Raw genomic sequence first — 17,248 nt, 5'->3', positions numbered from 1 at the left:
GGTTGTCATTCGCGGGTGTGCTATGCTGATTCCGACATCGCGCTTCACGTTGTTGCACGATTAATTATTACTATTATAAGGGGGAGTTAGAGTGTCAACTGAGAAAGGAGCAGCGTACTCCGCTTGGTCAAACATCATTTATGCCATGCGGTTGCACTGGCGGGCAAGGCCATTTACGCTGATTTGTTGTGTCATCTCGGTGCTAGTTGGTGTAGGTCTGCCATTTGTAAGTATTCTTATGCCCAAAATTGTCATCGACAATATTACAGCAGGTGTCACGCCAGGCAGGTTTATAATGTCAGTTGGCGCTATGGCGCTTCTTCTGGCCTTGCTGAGCAGTGCGAAGAGCTATGCCGACCTCATTACCAATGAATCTGTCGGTACAATCAGCATATTGAAACACCTTCAAACTACGATGAATAAGCATCTTAATATGGACTTCGAGGTGCTAGAGAGCCCCGGATACGCCAAGCTGGGGGAAAAGGCATGGCGCGCCATGCAAAGCAACCACTCTCCCGCTTCCAACGTACCGCGCAACTTGTCACACCTCTTAATGAACATATTAGGATTTCTTGCATACGGGATGATTATTGTAACGGTACATCCTCTAATCATTCTCTTTCTGGCTGTTTCAGCCGGAATTAATTGGCTGGCGCTCTCGCGCGCCCGAAAGATTGAGAAGGATACGCGCGAGGAGCGGTCCAAGCTTCATGGCAAACTGTGGTATATCCAGAAAGTATCAAAAGAGCCGTCAGGCGGCAAGGACATACGCCTATATGACCTAGGCAGCTTAATCAACGGTATTTTTCAAAACGTACTCGCTGCTAGCACCAAAAAAGAGCGAGAGGTAGCGACAGGCGATATGAAGGCTCAGCTGTCGGATGCAGCGCTCAGCCTCCTGCGTGACGGTGCAGCATACGCGTTTCTCATTTATTTGCTGATAAACGACAAGATGACCTTGGGCAATTTCGTGCTCGTGTTTGCCGCTATTGGCGCGTTTGCTGGCTGGTTATCCGGCATATTGAGAAGCTCAAGCGAGCTTATGCGCGCTTTAAGTGAGATGTCCGATATTCGCGAGTATCTTGACGTCCCTGATATTTCTAACACCGGCGCCGGCGATGAGCTGCCGTCCGGAGAAATGCTGCCTCCCGCGATTACGCTTAGAAACGTCGGATATTCATATCCGGAGGCAAACGAACCGACCCTTATAGGCATAGATCTTGATATTAAGCCGGGGGAGCGCATTGCCATTGTCGGGGGGAACGGGGCAGGCAAGACGACGTTTATCAAGCTCTTATGCGGACTCTATAAGCCGACAACCGGCGAGATTACGCTCGGAGGCGTCGACATCACGCGTTATAACAGAGATGAATTCTTTTCGCTCTTTTCGACGGTTTTTCAAGATATCCATCTGTTCTGCTGTGATATTGCCGGAAATATATCTCAACAATCGCCTGAAAAGACAGATTACGAGAAGGTAAAGAAATGCCTGGAAATGTCCGGGCTTATGGATAAAGTTAACGGGCTTGATAAAGGGGAGTCGACGCTTCTGGTGCGTCGTGTACACAACGATGCAATTGAGCTCTCAGGCGGTGAGCAGCAAAAGCTGGCGCTGGCGCGCGCACTGTATAAAGACGCGGCGGTTATTATCCTGGATGAGCCGACTGCTGCGCTTGATCCTATCGCGGAGAACGAAATCTATCAGCGTTACGCCGAGCTGACTGCCGGTAAAACCTCCATTTACATCTCCCACAGACTGGCAAGCACGCGTTTTTGCGACAGAATTCTGTTCATTGATGGCGGGGGCATCGCCGAGTGCGGCACGCACGACGAGCTTATGAGACATGGCGGGAAATATGCGGAGATGTTTAACGTCCAGTCCCACTACTACAAGGACGGGGAGGTTTCAGAGAATGAAAACGCGCTCCATCTGGCATAACCTGCGCCGCGGATACGGGATTGTAAATCGCCTTACGCCGACCTATATTCCACTTACTTTCGTCGCCTCTTTTATTAACGCTGTGCAGCCGTTAATGATACTTTTCCTGTCTGCACAGATCATCAACGAGTTGGCCGGCGCGCGCGACACAAGTCGCATTATCCTGTACGCCGCGCTTGCAGTAGGGCTTGCATTTGTTTTGTCAGCTGCAAATGCCGCGGTCTCTCGCCGGATTACGACTTTAAACAGTACCCTGTGGGCGCGTTTCTACTTCTTCCTGGGCAATCGGTACATGCAGCTTAATTACGATCAAGTGGAAGATACGATGAATAATGAAAAGTTAGCGGATATTGAAGCGAAGACAAACGGCAACGGACTTGGCATTCTTCGCCTGCACTACAGCTTGCCGGAACTGCTGCAGCCGCTTTTTGAACTAATCGCGTCGATCGTACTGTTCTTCGGCATGTTTACGGCTGTATCTTCTTACGAGAAGACGTTTATAACCTCTCCGTTTGCTACCGTGTTGCTGATCATTCTCATCCTGCTTATCCTACCCTTTACGTACGTGCTCAAGAAGAGGGAGGAGAGGATCCAAAAGACGGTGTTTGAGGAAAACCCAAAGTCAAACACCTATGTGCATTTTTTTAACGAGTATATGCAGGCAAAGAATGCCGCCAAGGATATTCGCCTTTATAAACAGGCGTCAGCGATCGAGGAACACTATAATAAATCAGTTGGAGCGGAGTTCTGGTATAGAATTTTCGACTTATTCGGTAGGAACAACGCATTGGCAGCGGCTGTGAACGCCGTGCTAGGCGGCTGCGTCTATCTCTTTATCGGTCTGCGTGCGTTGTATGGCATGTATCCTTTAGGCAGCGTGGTTCAGTATATCGGCGCGGTTTCCGGCGCTGTCGGCGCGCTGGCCAAGCTTGTTTCGGTTCTGGGCAACTTTATTACAAACAATCAGTATCTCGGCCAAATCTTCGATTATCTTGACCTGCCGGACAATATGCGAGAGAACAAAGGAAACAGACCAATCCCGCAAGCGGATCTGGAGTTTGAGTTCCGTGACGTGTCGTTTAGGTATCCCGGCGCCGACAACTATGCTATTAAGCACCTTAGCATGAAGTTTAATATCGGCCAGCGGCTTGCAATTGTAGGGTTGAATGGCAGCGGCAAGACGACCATGATTAAGCTCCTTTGCCGGCTTTATGAACCTACAGAGGGTGTAATCACTTTAAACGGCATCGACATTAGGGAGTACGACTATTCGGCCTATATGGGCGTGTTCAGTGTCGTGTTTCAAGATTTTAAGCTCTATTCCTTCTCACTCGGACATAACGTTGCCGCTTCCGAGAGCTTTGATGCAGAATTGGCGGAGGAATCACTCATTATGGCTGGGTTTGGCACGAAGTTAAACAATATGCCGGGTGGGCTAGATACCTTCTTGCATAAGGATTTTTCCGACGACGGCGTTGAGATTTCAGGAGGCGAAGCGCAGAAGGTTGCATTGGCACGAGCGCTGTATAAAAGCGCGCCTTTTGTGGTACTTGACGAGCCAACGGCGGCACTGGACCCCATAGCGGAGTTCGAGATCTATTCCCGATTTAATGAGTTAATCAGCAATAAGACAGCAATATTCGTCTCCCATCGGCTCTCGTCCTGTAAGTTCTGTCACGACATCGCCGTGTTTCACGAGGGTCGTCTCATTCAACGCGGCTCCCATGACGAACTTATAACCGACCGGGGCGGGAAATACGCTGAACTGTGGAATGCACAGGCGCAGTATTATGTCGGAGCGTGATAGTTTCAAGATGCCGTCATAAACTGCAGCCGCCTGTTCCGCTGACAAGTAGGGGGAAGTCGTTTGAAATATAGAATTAGGAGTGGTACTGATGACTAGCGTGAGGGAAGTTTTACTCGATCAGTTGGCAGCTTGCCATAATGATGAAAGTTGGTTTAAACCGTCTAAAACGATTTTAGAAGATATATCCGTGGCTGAAGCCCTCTGGAAAACAGAGGGTAACTCAAATTCCATCTGGGAGATCGCGAACCATCTCATTTTCTGGAATGAAATGTGGCTAAGAAGGTTTATTAATGATGATATCATCGAGAAGAATGATATAGGAAATGATGAAACTTTTGAATTGGACCCTACGAAGAAGAATGAAAAAGGTTGGGATGAGACCATACAGCGATTAAATAATGGTTTTGCAGAATGGCGAGACATGATCTCGCATTGTGAGATGTCTAAACTAGAAAGAAGTATACCATCCTACTTTAATGCTCAGTGGTGGGGTGTCATTTCAAATTTGTGCATTCATAACGCGTACCATATCGGGCAAATGATGTTGTTGAAAAAGCAAGTGAAACAGATCGACCGACTATAGGGTTCTATCATTGAGCAAATCAAGCTGATAGAGCCGCACTCGACTTGGCTTAGCGCAGGGCGGCGAACGGGGATCGGTCGTCGTGAACATGAGGGGCGTTCAAGAGCCTAAAGTCTTGCTCGGCATTCATACCAATATGCCCGAAGTAATCCCGTCTGAAGTTGATGCTGCGATCTAGTCCGGAAACCGCTGCCGTCCGGTACGAGACGATGTTCTAGACAACATCACACTCTTCTGGTTGATGAACACGGCGATTTCAGCGGTTCGTCTTTCCTGGAAGACGGGGATTCAAGTCGTTGCGTTAATTAGAAATAAGCAGAAAAAATGCTCAATTTAATTGGTTAAATGTTCCTCGGTTCCTCGGTGGCTCACATTGCCACCGAGGAATTTTATTGACTCGCAGTCCGGAATATAGGGTTGAAACACACAAAGGTGCATTACAAAAATGTATATTTGGTATAGAAATCTTAACTATATTTTTAATTGTTATCGACATGATTGGCTTTACATATTGACTACTCTATACTTGGTTAATAAAATGTCCCAGGTAATAAGAAAGGTGTGAAGCTCATGTTTTTTTATATGGTTACCGTTCTAGTCGTACTGGTCGATCAACTATCCAAAATCATTATCCGCTTAAACTTAAATATCGACGAGACCAGTAATCTTTGGGGAATTCCAATCACCCATATTGAGAACAGCGGTATGGCTGGCGGCTTATTACAAGGATACAGTCGATTTTTTGGGATTGTGGCTGTCTTATTCGTAGCATGTGTGATCTATTATCGAAAAACGGGAATGTTCAAAGGGAAGTTGAACGAGATTAGCATAGCTTTTTTAGTAGGGGGCGCGGCCGGGAACGGAATCGATCGTTTGTTGTTCGGACGGGTTACGGATTTTCTGGTTTCGCGCTCCGGTAATGGCGTGCTTAATATGGCGGACCATGCGATTGAAGTCGGAGTTGTGCTATTAGTAATCAGTTTCGTAATTCGTGTTGTGAGAGGCAGGATTAATAGACGATGCTCCGTATAATTTCCTTGATGAATGAAGTCGATGCGAAGGATCTATCATGACCATTCACGAAGTAGCAAGACTGGTGGGAAGACCGCAATTATCTGTCGGTTTCGGAACGAACAAGGAGCAGGTTGCCGGGGGCAACTGCTCCTTGTTTCTTTGAAGTAACGGGCAGGTTAGCGTAACAATTTCCAAACGTTTACGTCTAAATAGTGGAAGAAAGGAGATATAAAATGGAGTTTCTTGTTGCAATGATGATATCATCCTTCATTATATCAATAGTTGTTGTTTTAGTGCGGAGATATAAAAGAGGAATGTGGGCAGAATATAAATCTAAAAATACTGGTCTGATTGTTATCTCGATTTGTTTACTTTTTAATTTATATCTCTTATGGAGAAATTAGGATACTCTACTAAGGATGTAAAGTAAAGTCAGCGGTATAACAAATAGAGGGGAATATTGATTAATTTAGAAGGAAAATCTTAAAACATAAGGGATGGAGGTTAGAATTGTTGTGTACTGTGAAATTATTTGTATCTATGGTTATGATTGCGACTGTTGCAATTACTTCAGGATGCCAATCGGACAAAAAAATGCCAGTACAGATTTCATCTACCATGCTAGATGGGCAGCAAACAACGCAATTTCAATGGTTATTATCTAAAACTCCTGACCACTGGAAGGTTTCAGTAACTCCAAGTAATACAGTGAATGAATATAATATTGAATTCGATTATTTAGGAGAATCAGCAGCGATAAGTCCATCACTTACTCTTAAGGGTAGCCTCATAGTTTCTACAAGCTCGATTCAGCCACATACTAAAGGGTTTGCACTTAGTAAAGTTCACTTCCAAGATAAAAAATTCACTCATGAATATATCCTTAAATGGGAACAGGACAATAAGAATTACGAAGAATCTGCAATAGTCAATATTACAACCCAATGAGTTGTTACGCTAAACGGAGAACTTTAACACAACATAGCAAAGGCTACCGAAACATCGGCGGCCTGTTGAGCTAGCTGGCAGTTATGTTGAATAAGGAACTTTTTTTCAGTACTACTAGTGAAAAAGCTGAACTGGTATACTTAAAAATGGAATTTTCGTCATACTCTTGGAAGCTTCATAACTAACTCTAAGGAGGATGTAAGATGACAATACCACAACGTAAGCTAGGTTCGACGGGGATAATCGTGGGGGAAATCGGGATGGGTGGAATGCCGCTTTCCGTTAACGGACGCCCTTCAGAGGAAGACGGCATCAGAGCGGTGCATGCCGCATTGGAGCAAGGCATTACACTGTTCGATACAGCTGATTCGTACTGCTTGAATTCGACCGAAAACGGTCATAACGAACGTCTACTCGCCAAAGCATTACATAACCGTCCCGAAGTGGTCATCGCGACAAAAGGCGGCCACATTCGTCCGGATGGACGCTGGGAAACCGATGGTCGTCCTGAACACTTGCGTCAAGCGTGCGAGGACAGTTTGCGTGCGCTCGGCGTGGAAGCAATCACGCTCTATCAATTCCACCGTCCGGATCCTAAGGTTCCGTTTGCGGAATCCGTGGGAACAGTCGCGGAATTGCAGCGGGAAGGGAAGGTCGTTCACGTGGGACTGTCGAACGTTACCGTTGCACAGCTGGAAGAAGCACGCAAAATTGTAACGGTCTCGTCTGTTCAAAACCGTATGAACTTGTTTGACCATTCATCCATGGACGTGATGAAGCGTTGTGAAGAGCTGGGTATTGCCTTTCTACCGTACAGCCCACTAAACGGCATGGGCAACGCGCGCGGCATCGGCAGCAACGAGACGCTTTCGCGGATCGCCAGAAGTCATGATGCATCGCCGCAGCAGATCGCGATTGCATGGCTGCTTCGATTGTCGCCCGTCATTCTACCTATTCCCGGCGCCAGCAAAGCGGTGAACATCGTTAACTGCGCGGGTGCATCCAACTTGGAGCTTTCCGCCAAAGACGTAGCTGAATTGAACGGCATCGCTGCTCAAATCACTGCCTAATTGCCACTTCGGCAATCGACCGGCGTTAGAAATGATTGAACTATCGGAGAACAATAGCTCAACGACACTAGGCTGCCGCCATAGACGGCAGCCTGTTCTGCTAACTGGCAGTTTAGTTCAAATTTCGGATAGTATTCGCACTCATGAAAATGTAGTATTTTTTATGGTGAAATCTTTGCATCTTTTTTCGATAAAATCCATGTTGGGGAGTGTAATAGTATGTATTATGAAAATTGGTATGAAAAACTCGATATGCAGAAGAAAGCCCAGGCGGACTTACTGATTGACAAAGTGCAAAGAATTACCCCCAATATTGAAAAGACAAAAGCGTTGGGGATTGCATATTCAGAAATCGAAAGAAATTCACCGGCTCTGTCAGAGTACAGATTTATCCGATATCTGAAGAATAGCCTTGCTGATTACGATAAAAACCCGTCAGACTGTGCAAGTTCCCTTGAGAGAAATGGATATCCCTTAATCAAGGAGATCGTTCAAAAAGTGAACAATGCAGGTATTACGCCCGAGGAATTGATGACCCTATTGAAAGTATTCCATTATGAAGGAATCATGGACACATTCTATCGATTTGAACACCCCTATATGGACAATTTAGATGATTCCGAATATCCGTCGTTTGTTATATCTGAGGTTGGTACTGATGGTGAGTTGACTGGACGAATAGTTAATGTGTACGGATGGTTATCTGAACTAAATCCAATAAGTAAATCTTAATATTGATAGATTAACTGTTACACTAACGGAAAACTGTTTATAAATACCAGCTAACAGGCAGAGATGATCAAACAACAAGGACAGTTTTGCAGTTCGACGGGGCATCGGATCGCAGTGCCATTTTTACTTTGGAGGACAAACTCATTATGGATAATCAGCTCATCGCATCGTTCCGAATGCTTACACGCAGTACGAAGTGGAAACTGCGAGACAAGATTGGTCTGCAATTCAACAACGGCCATGCCCAAGGGATGGTTCGCATAGGTGACCTCTTCTACATGTCCTCGGTTGAACTTACCGAGATGCCGGTTCGCTACGATAAACCGCTGGACGGGTATGACCGTTCTCCCGGCATGGGAATCGGGCACCTGTTTGCCTTTGACAACCGAGGGAAGCTCGTGAAGCATACGCTGCTTGGCGAAAGGGACATGTACCATCCGGGCGGAATTGATTTCGACGGCGAACATCTATGGGTGCCGGTCGCCGAATATAGGCCGCATAGCGAATCTATCGTGTACAAGGTGGATCCGATGACGATGCTCGCAGAGGAAGCTTTTCGCGTCCGGGATCACATCGGGGGCGTGGTTCATGATGGCCGGAACGGATCGCTGATCGGGAATAGCTGGGGCTCGCGCACGTTCTACGAATGGAACCGGGCGGGGCGGATGCTGCGAACGAAAGACAATGCGAGCCACTTTGTGGATTATCAGGACGGTCAATATGCAGGCGAGGGGATAATGATCGCGAGCGGCATCTCCGAGCTGGCCAATCCCAATCCGGCAGGTGGCCATGCCGAGCCGTACGAGCTAGGCGGTTTAGCTCTGATCGATATGAACGCGCTGGAGGCAATTCACGAAGTGCCCATTACGGAATTTTCGCCTCGAGGACATGTGATCACGCGCAATCCGGTATTTCTGGAGACCGCGGGCAGAGAGCTGCGGCTGTATGCGGTGCCGGACGACGAGCGCGGGTCGTTGCTCGTCTATGAGACATGCAATTTGAACCCGACTTGGCCGAACGAATAGTTAGGCTGCTAAGCGCAGCCTTTAGCTTAACGGGTAGTTGGCTATGGAGGCGATAGTGAAATGGAGATGGACTGCGTCTTTTGTAAATTTGTCGACAGAAAACTTCCAGCAAAAGTAGAATATGAAGATGACCGGGTTATTGTATTTCACTGTAAAGACCCTTCTGCCCCTGTTCATTTGCTGGCTGTTCCGAAAAAACACATCCCAACCATGATGAACGTAGACATATCAAGGGATGGAAATAATGGAAATCAATATATAGTGCACTAACGGGAAACGATAGCACAATAGAATACGACGGCAGCTGGATTGATTATCGGCTGCCGTTTTTCATTGAAGCAACAGGTTTTCATAGATTGATAGCACAACAAAGGGTTAATCGTAGCTATGGCGAAAGGGTAATAGTAAAAAATCGCCAATCCAAGGAGATCGACCACGAATGAAAAAGATCCTCATTATTGGAATTGTGGCTAGTGGTAAAACGACATTGGCTAAAAGCTTGTCAAGGAAAATTAGTGTCCCTTGGTATGAACTTGACTCCATCGTCCATCATAAAACTCTTACTGGACGTTACAAACGTTCTCCAGAGGAACAAATTGAAGTTATAAAAGAGATCGATAATAAAGGAACATGGATATTTGAAGGTACAGATAGAGATTCCTATCAATGTCTGTATCAAATGGCAGATACAATCATATTTCTTGATACTCCATTATGGAAGCGAAAGGTCAGAATCCTAACAAGATTTATTAAGCAAAAAATTGGTATCGAAAGGTGTCATTATAAGTCAGATATCACGATGTTGAAGATGATGTACAAATGGACAAGGGAGTTTGAACAACGTAGACACAGTTTTGAAAACAAGTTGGAAATTTACAATGAGAAAGTGATTAGGTTAAGAGATAGTAACAAACTGGATTTAACTAAAGGAATACGGGGTTAATGGAGAACGATAACAATAGAAAGAATTAGTAATAATGAAACGAAGTGATTTTCAGATTCATCCCTTATCTGAGGGGGGACGTTTATAATCTAGAGACAGGGACATAATGACTTTGTTGACTACCACCGAAAGTGAGGAGCATCGTTTATGTCTAATAAAAAGAGTTACTATTTATTCGAAGATTCAACCGGAACTACTATCGAGTATCGAGCCACCAGTTTGCAGCAGGCTATGGTAATCAAGAAAAGATTAGCCTTAGACTTGGGGATTTCCAAGGAGGACTTTGAATTAACGAACATTAGTAATAAGCGAAGTACGGACGGGGAGAACTCTGATGAATGAAAAGAACATATCATTAAGAAGTAACGTCGTCGTATAAGCAACTTTTGATAAATTTAATGGCGCAAATAACAGTTACAATAATGCAACAGAACAGGCTACCGACAATCGGTAGCCTGTTCCGCTATCGGGTTATTGATTGTATTTCATGGAAAGGTTTTAGTTCCATTACGATCATCTTTTACGCTAACGTGTATGTTAGTTCATATCAGTTCAATATAGATTAAATATAATTCCAGTAATGGATATTATTATAAATTTTTTTCTTTCGCTAGCGATAAATAAATGATTTCTCTTCCTATTGAGGTTACTAGAATTTATTTATTAGTGAGGCAGGGGAAGGCAGCAAATACTCTGTTGACTTGGTCAAATATGGAATATTTTAGGGCATATGGTTTGAAAGAAAGATTCGTCTCATAAAATCTATAACATGAGCAGCCTTAGTCTTCCCAGATAAATTCGAATAGGAGCTGCCTTTTAAGGTTGTAACGAAAATGAATCAGAAAGTGGGAGATGGAAATTGGAACTGAATGTTAATTTGGAGCTAACGCGCTTGAATTGCCTCTGGAATGACGAGGCTGGCGGCGACGAACCGTATTTGTGGACATATTTTTTTCAACTGGATGGTTCCACCGTACGTCAACGGATCCCCGGTCAAGCTTCCTTTCAAGGGAACATCACAGTTACGGCGGGAGCTGGGGGTCATGGCAATATCGGCAATGGACGTAACGTTCCCGGACACGACAACATGTACGACATCCCTCACAATGTCGGCGCCCACAACTTTGTACTTCGTCCCATCAAACTGCAATATGGTGGCCTAAATCACCTCATCCCCTCTAAGATGGTGATGGTTGCTGTACTCATGGATGAGGACGCTACGGCCGACTCCTCAATCTTGAAGGCAAATGAAGCGCTGCGAGTTTTTTTGGAGGATCAATGGAATTTTTTTATAAATGGCATAACCGAACAGAAAGTACTCGAGGCGTTTGCAGTAACTCAAGACTTGATTGCCGCGGTCGAGAGTATGTTTCAACAGTTCGCCGATAACCTGAGAGAGTCGGCAAAACACGTGGTGGAAGATGCCGTTATCGAGGACTCCAATGTGTTTGATCTGATCGTCAACTTCTTCGACGCCGATGACCAGATTGATAACGTTCGTCTAGTTTACGACGAGAAGGAGTTGATAAATGCGGCACCGCATTTCCCTTTTCGTTTCGATATCGAACCGACAGACGCCGATGGTCAATGGACTTCAAAATACGAGCTGCTAGGACAAATAAATAGAACTGTGAAGATATCGTCTTTAGACATCAAGCATAACACGAACGTTTTGAACCAGCAGCAGCTGGCCGAAGGAGAAATCATCACGGATCAAGATTCTTTATGCATAACAGCAGGAACCCATATCGGCTGGAAAAGCAAAACGGCATTGCACGAGGATATTATCCGCTTTACATACCCATACATGACTGTGAAGTGGGAAATTGAGGGTCAGCCCGTTCCGACCGATCGGGATCAAGGTTTCATTACCTTCACGACGGAATGCCTCACCTACGAACCCGATACTGTGCCGATATTTATAAAATCTAAAACGACCTCAAAGCCCGTTACGGTTCGATTTATTCGCGAAAAGGGCTCGGACGGTAGCCAAGGTTTGAAACTTTATAACGACACCGTCGATAACAACTATCGCTATACGGTAACATGGATCGCGACGAACGTGGCAGGGGCCGAAGTCGGCAGAAACAACGTGGTTGTTGTTGTTGACGTGCAGGAGCTGGATTTGGATCTCCAATTTCTGCAAAGATATTTTAAGTGCTTGTTGAAATACGAAGACGTCGCTAATAAATACGTGCCCAAACAAAAATTTAATTGGAAGGACCTAATCGATCCACAGCCTCGTTTTAAAATTTACGATGAAATGCTGCAGACGGTCGACTATGCGGTTGCGATGCGCCGCTTAACGGAAGGGCAGGCCGCCTCGCTCAAGGCTGGAATCGCCCAAAAGTTAAGAATTGGTAAGGTATGATGAATTGGAGGGGGAGGTAGGTTTTACCAGGCGGTGTTGGTCTGCCTGACTCGAAATTCCACAAGGCCAAAAAGCCAGGCTTTGGCCTTCTATGTGAGTTCTTTTGTGTCATATGACCAATACTCAGCTAAAAACACTATCTTGATAGTTTCATGCTAGGGGATGAACGGATCGCACGGGCAGGAACGTTCGATCCCGGGCTACTGCAATCTTACGACCACATGAAAATGAGGTCGCGGGTAGAATAGCTTTATTTAGATATTGGATGGTAACACTGAAAATGAAGAAGGCATCAGGAATATAAGCAACCACATTGGTTGAAAAACAATCCGCGACAGAAATTACGGGGAGTGTTTTTAGCCAATGTGGTTTTTTATATGGATTTGAGGCGTTTTTATATGCTCAAATGGCGAATGTAACAGCACTAGCCTAATAAAAGTACCTCTTCCTTTATACCTAAATGTTTCGGGTTTGCTACGACACCAATCTCGATTTTCCTACATACCAACGCTTAATGCTTAAATATATATTAAATATATTTTACTATAAATTATTTTGTAAAAGCTCGAAAATATGAGTAATTTATCCTATTTCAAATAAAAAAGTATGCTAAAAGAAGTGTTTTGTGTCGAAAGCACTGATAAAAACAATTTTTTTGATAAGTATTGAATAAATATATTAAATATAATATTGTTGTATGAGATTAATGTAATCGCTTGCAGGACGACGCAGAACTTGCTTGGCGATCAGCCGATGCCTTTGCACTTCACGCATCCATGTCTGTCGATTCATTAGTTGAAGCGCTTCGCTTGGCTATATCCTGTAGAAGGTGGGAGGAATAATGATTGCAAAAGAAGCAAGTGTTGAAGTCATGCCCGAAGTGGCGCGGTTAAACAAGAACAATGCATGGGCTAAAGTATGGAGTTTCAGGCATATCTACTTATTTATGCTCCCGGCTTTTATCTGGTATCTCGTTTTTTGCTACTATCCGATGTACGGTATTTTGATTGCGTTCAAAGATTTCAAATACAACCTGGGGATCCTGCACAGTCCGTGGGAAGGCCTTCGGTATTTCAAGCAATTCTTAGGCGATTCCAGTTTCTATTCGGTGCTCTACAATACGCTGTCTATTAGCTTCCTGAAGCTGTTGCTTGGATTCCCGGCGCCGTTGATCCTTGCATTGATGCTGAATGGCGTTATGCATAGCAAAATAAAAAGACTCTTTCAAACGATTTCCTATCTGCCGCACTTTGTTTCCTGGGTCGTTGTTGTGACGCTGATGCAGAAAATTCTTTCTCCTAATGTGGGACTGGTTAATGACATCAGGGATCATATGGGGCTTGAACCGATCTTCTTTATGGGGATGCCGTCCTTATTTTATCCACTGGTCGTCATTTCGGATATTTGGAAGGGCGTAGGTTGGGGCTCGATCATTTACTTGGCCGCTTTGACTAATATCGATCCGCATTTGTATGAAGCTGCGGAAATGGATGGAGCAGGTCGATGGAGTAAGCTGTTTAAGATTACGCTGCCATCTTTGACGCCTACGATCGGTATCTTGCTGATCTTCTCTCTCAGCGGCGTTCTGAACGCCGGCTTTGACCAAATCTGGTTGATGCAGACGCCTGCTACACTCAGCGTCTCGGAAATATTAGACACTTATGTTTTGAAAACAGGTATTCAGCAGGGGCAATTTGCTTACTCCACGGCGATCGGGTTGTTTAAGTCACTGATCTCTCTGCTCCTCATAGTAGCCGTTAATAAAGTTTCCAAAAAAGTGAGCGACGTATCGCTATGGTAATCAGGCAACATTTATTTTATGAACCTAAGGAGGTGCAGGTATGGGTGTGAGAAAACTGTCGGCGGCTGATAAATTCTATTCCACAGTGAACTATACGCTGCTGCTCATATTCTGCCTGACGGCACTCTATCCCTTTATCTATTTTTTGGCGCTATCCTTCAATGACGGCTATGACGCCATGAAGGGCGGCATCTACTTCATCCCGAGGGTAGGTACGTTTGAGAACTATAGCAAAGCATTCAATAATCCGCACATTATTAATTCATTTTGGATCTCCATTTCCCGAACGGTTATCGTAACCGTAGGTTCTACGCTGCTGACGGCCTTACTAGCCTATGGGCTTTCGCGGAAAGGCTTGCCGGGCAGAAAGTATATCGTCTTCTTCTTTTTCTTCACAACACTGTTCAGCGGGGGACTTATTCCGACCTTCATTCTGTACCGTGAACTGCATATCCTGAACACGTATTGGGTGCTTGTCCTACCATCGCTGTATAGTTTTTTCAATGCCATTATTATGAAGACGTTCTTCGACGGGATCCCATTAGGTCTATCGGAATCGGCGCGAATCGACGGCGCAAGCGAGTTAAGCGTATTTTGGAGAATTATCCTCCCGCTTTCGATGCCGGTAATGGCTACCATCGCCCTCTTCGTTGGGGTAGGCGTCTGGAACGACTGGTTTACCGGACAGTTCTTCATCCAAAAAGAAGATCTGCAACCTGCAGCAACGTTCCTGAACAAAATGATCAGTGAAGCGTCGTTCCAGTCCATGACGGGTTCGAGCAGTGGATCGTCCATTAAAAACATGAACGAAAACCAGATGGCGCTGCGAGGTGTAACGCCTGAGGCACTCAGGATGACCTTCGTTATCATTATTACGGCACCGATCATCTGTGTGTACCCATTCCTTCAGAAGTATTTTGTTAAAGGCGTACTGGTAGGTTCGCTCAAGGAGTAGTCGAGTACCGAGTATAGAAGGCATCGCCTTTTATATAAAAAAAAATAGCAAAAGAAAGGGGCTTGTCTAATGCGTAAGACCAGACTAAAAAGTTCTCTTAGCTTGATGCTTGCCGTCCCGATGATTGCATTATCCGTAACAGCATGCGGAGGAAACAACAATGATTCGGGTTCCTCCAATTCGGGAACAACGAATTCTTCGGGGACAAACGAATCCAATGCACCTAAGGAGGCTACTCTATCCTTCCTAAGCGCCTGGAACGGCGGCGGTGCGGGATTTCCGCAGGATCAGGAAAACAATCCGGTTGCCAAAGCGGTTAGAGAGAAAACCGGCGTAACGTTAAAGCTGGAATCGATCACAACAAGCGAAGTTGAGAAACTGAACACGATCTTCGCTTCGGATACGGTTCCGGATATCGTAAATGCGCCGTACTGGTCCACGACAGGCGGGGAAGGACAAGTCATCAAGAAAGCAGCTTTGGAAGGCCAACTTCTCGATTTAACCCCTTATCTTGATAAATATCCGAACGTGAAGAAACTGATGACGCAAGGTGTAGCGAAGGATTTTGCAGAATTTGACCTGAATAGTCCTGATTTGGAAGGCAAGCAATATGTCATTCCTATGCAGACGCCGGACGGCACTCCAGAGAGCATTCATAACTGGAACTACGGCCTCTATGCCCGTGGAGATATTCTAAAGGCGTTGAATGTTAATGGTGCCGATATCGACACGGAAGAAAAGCTTGCTGATCTGTTAACTAAAATCAAGAACGGCAATTTCAAAGATATTAGCGGCAAGCCGGTCATCCCTTCCGGTACGATGCATAATGGTTGGGACTATAGCCAATTCCTATCCGGCTGGTCTGATTACAACATTTCGGACTTCCGTCAGGAAGACGGCAAGCTTATCCACTGGACACAATCCAAAGACCAAGAAGCTCGCCTGCTCTATATGAGAAAGCTGATCACAAATGGTCTCTTTGACCCTGAGGCATTCAGCAATACCGATACGACAGCGAATGAGAAGCTCGCTACAGGCAAGCTGGCTGTATTCGGCGCTCAGAGCATGATTGGCGAATTGCAAAAAACTCTCTATAAAACGAATCCTGAAATGCAATACGAACTGCTCGGCCCAATGAAGAATAAGAGCGGTAATATTGTGACGCAAGTCGAGAAGCCAGGTCGTTCCGGGTTCCCGGTTATCTTCTTGAGCGCGAAGATCAAAGATCCGGATGCAGCGCTGCGTTTGATTGATTATTTGAACAGCGATGAAGGCCGACTTCTCGCTTACTGGGGCATCGAAGGCAAAGATTATACGCTGGCAGATGGCAAGCCGCAATGGGTTGCAGATGTGAAAAAGCAATTCGACGATAATCCGGATGTGAAGCGTGACGAAGGCCTCAACTATCTATCCGGCAGCTTCATGGGCGCTTTCTCCTCTGAAGTCACTTGGCCGATTCCGGATGACCAGAAGACGCAATGGGAGAAACTCGAGGCTAGCTATTCGAAGAGACTGCCGATCCAAATCATTGACAAGGTCAGCGCAACTTATCTGGAAAGAGATTGGCCTAAATATCAAGAGTTCAGGGATAAAACGGCAAGCTTAAACTTTGACGAAGAATTCCGCAAAGCATGCTACGCGAAATCCGATGACGAAGCGCTGAAGATGCTGCACAGCATTCAAGACAAGTTTAAATCTGCCGGCGTAGAGGAAATGGCTGCGTATGTCGGTGAAAAAGCTGCATCGCGTGATGATATCGGCTGGTAATAAGAGGTTGATTGGAGTATAGAAATTAGTAGAAAAGACCAAACCGCATGATAGTGCTGTTTGGTCTTTTCTGTGTTGTTCTTGTAACAAACCCTTCCAATTACTCGTTTAGAAAGGTAACATGCTTTTGTGGAGGTAATCCAATGGATCCGTGACCGATTGTTTATTACGCTAACTGGCAGTTTAATAGATCGTACATACTTGGAGTGTCACACACGAGGATCCTGGTACTTGGACGAATCTCTTCGAGCCAGGTCTACTCACTGTTAAATGCAATGTTCTATAGGAGGAGT

The 17,248-nt window shown here is 45.3% G+C and carries 14 protein-coding genes; all 14 read left to right on the top strand.

Annotated elements, in window-relative coordinates:
* Window positions 1–91: 91 nt before the first annotated feature.
* The 14 genes from AC50Y3_RS17510 (at window position 92) to AC50Y3_RS17445 (ending at window position 16,955) form a co-directional block, all read left to right on the top strand.
* Window positions 92–1,939, top strand: a complete 1,848-nt coding sequence (locus AC50Y3_RS17510) for an ABC transporter ATP-binding protein (RefSeq protein WP_494820009.1) — start codon at window positions 92–94, stop codon at window positions 1,937–1,939.
* Window positions 1,914–3,743 (top strand): ABC transporter ATP-binding protein, encoded by a 1,830-nt coding sequence (locus AC50Y3_RS17505; RefSeq protein ID WP_494820008.1) that lies wholly within the window; start codon window positions 1,914–1,916, stop codon window positions 3,741–3,743. The genes AC50Y3_RS17510 and AC50Y3_RS17505 overlap by 26 nt, the downstream gene beginning before the upstream one ends.
* A 91-nt stretch (window positions 3,744–3,834) precedes the next feature.
* On the top strand, window positions 3,835–4,329 hold the full coding sequence (locus tag AC50Y3_RS17500; protein WP_494820007.1) for a DinB family protein: 495 nt from the start codon (window positions 3,835–3,837) through the stop codon (window positions 4,327–4,329).
* Window positions 4,330–4,899: 570 nt separating this feature from the next.
* Window positions 4,900–5,361, top strand: a complete 462-nt coding sequence (gene lspA / locus AC50Y3_RS17495) for a signal peptidase II (RefSeq protein WP_494820006.1) — start codon at window positions 4,900–4,902, stop codon at window positions 5,359–5,361.
* A gap of 495 nt (window positions 5,362–5,856) precedes the next feature.
* The gene (locus tag AC50Y3_RS17490) at window positions 5,857–6,291 is read left to right on the top strand and encodes a hypothetical protein (RefSeq protein ID WP_494820005.1); all 435 of its coding nucleotides are present in this window, start codon (window positions 5,857–5,859) and stop codon (window positions 6,289–6,291) included.
* Between the two features lie 203 nt (window positions 6,292–6,494).
* Entirely contained in the window at window positions 6,495–7,361 is an 867-nt protein-coding gene (locus tag AC50Y3_RS17485) for an aldo/keto reductase (RefSeq protein WP_494820004.1), read from the top strand.
* A gap of 219 nt (window positions 7,362–7,580) precedes the next feature.
* Entirely contained in the window at window positions 7,581–8,093 is a 513-nt protein-coding gene (locus AC50Y3_RS17480; protein WP_494820003.1) for a hypothetical protein, read from the top strand.
* 146 nt (window positions 8,094–8,239) lie between these two features.
* A complete protein-coding gene (locus tag AC50Y3_RS17475; protein WP_494820002.1) occupies window positions 8,240–9,118 on the top strand; it encodes a DUF6454 family protein in 879 nt (292 codons plus the stop codon).
* A gap of 60 nt (window positions 9,119–9,178) precedes the next feature.
* On the top strand, window positions 9,179–9,388 hold the full coding sequence (locus tag AC50Y3_RS17470) for an HIT family protein (RefSeq protein ID WP_494820001.1): 210 nt from the start codon (window positions 9,179–9,181) through the stop codon (window positions 9,386–9,388).
* Window positions 9,389–9,557: 169 nt separating this feature from the next.
* Window positions 9,558–10,061, top strand: a complete 504-nt coding sequence (locus AC50Y3_RS17465) for a P-loop NTPase family protein (protein ID WP_494820000.1) — start codon at window positions 9,558–9,560, stop codon at window positions 10,059–10,061.
* An 859-nt stretch (window positions 10,062–10,920) separates the two neighbouring features.
* Window positions 10,921–12,432: a hypothetical protein gene (locus tag AC50Y3_RS17460; RefSeq protein ID WP_494819999.1), complete on the top strand. Its 1,512-nt coding sequence runs from the start codon at window positions 10,921–10,923 to the stop codon at window positions 12,430–12,432.
* Between the two features lie 841 nt (window positions 12,433–13,273).
* Entirely contained in the window at window positions 13,274–14,233 is a 960-nt protein-coding gene (locus AC50Y3_RS17455) for an ABC transporter permease (protein WP_494819998.1), read from the top strand.
* Between the two features lie 40 nt (window positions 14,234–14,273).
* A complete protein-coding gene (locus AC50Y3_RS17450) occupies window positions 14,274–15,188 on the top strand; it encodes a carbohydrate ABC transporter permease (RefSeq protein ID WP_494819997.1) in 915 nt (304 codons plus the stop codon).
* A 69-nt stretch (window positions 15,189–15,257) separates the two neighbouring features.
* Window positions 15,258–16,955 (top strand): extracellular solute-binding protein, encoded by a 1,698-nt coding sequence (locus AC50Y3_RS17445; RefSeq protein WP_494819996.1) that lies wholly within the window; start codon window positions 15,258–15,260, stop codon window positions 16,953–16,955.
* Window positions 16,956–17,248 lie beyond the last annotated feature (293 nt).

It is taken from the genome of Paenibacillus sp. J22R98 (genome assembly GCF_059383835.1).
This window is presented reverse-complemented; position numbering and strand designations above follow the sequence as displayed.

Excerpts from the sequence above, each read along its gene's own strand:
- AC50Y3_RS17505 (WP_494820008.1), top strand. The coding sequence starts at position 1,914 with ATGAAAACGCGCTCCATCTGGCATAACCTGCGCCGCGGATACGGGATT.
- AC50Y3_RS17500 (WP_494820007.1), top strand. The coding sequence starts at position 3,835 with ATGACTAGCGTGAGGGAAGTTTTACTCGATCAGTTGGCAGCTTGCCAT.
- lspA (WP_494820006.1), top strand. The coding sequence starts at position 4,900 with ATGTTTTTTTATATGGTTACCGTTCTAGTCGTACTGGTCGATCAACTA.
- AC50Y3_RS17485 (WP_494820004.1), top strand. The coding sequence starts at position 6,495 with ATGACAATACCACAACGTAAGCTAGGTTCGACGGGGATAATCGTGGGG.
- AC50Y3_RS17480 (WP_494820003.1), top strand. The coding sequence starts at position 7,581 with ATGTATTATGAAAATTGGTATGAAAAACTCGATATGCAGAAGAAAGCC.
- AC50Y3_RS17475 (WP_494820002.1), top strand. The coding sequence starts at position 8,240 with ATGGATAATCAGCTCATCGCATCGTTCCGAATGCTTACACGCAGTACG.
- AC50Y3_RS17470 (WP_494820001.1), top strand. The coding sequence starts at position 9,179 with ATGGAGATGGACTGCGTCTTTTGTAAATTTGTCGACAGAAAACTTCCA.
- AC50Y3_RS17465 (WP_494820000.1), top strand. The coding sequence starts at position 9,558 with ATGAAAAAGATCCTCATTATTGGAATTGTGGCTAGTGGTAAAACGACA.
- AC50Y3_RS17455 (WP_494819998.1), top strand. The coding sequence starts at position 13,274 with ATGATTGCAAAAGAAGCAAGTGTTGAAGTCATGCCCGAAGTGGCGCGG.
- AC50Y3_RS17450 (WP_494819997.1), top strand. The coding sequence starts at position 14,274 with ATGGGTGTGAGAAAACTGTCGGCGGCTGATAAATTCTATTCCACAGTG.
- AC50Y3_RS17445 (WP_494819996.1), top strand. The coding sequence starts at position 15,258 with ATGCGTAAGACCAGACTAAAAAGTTCTCTTAGCTTGATGCTTGCCGTC.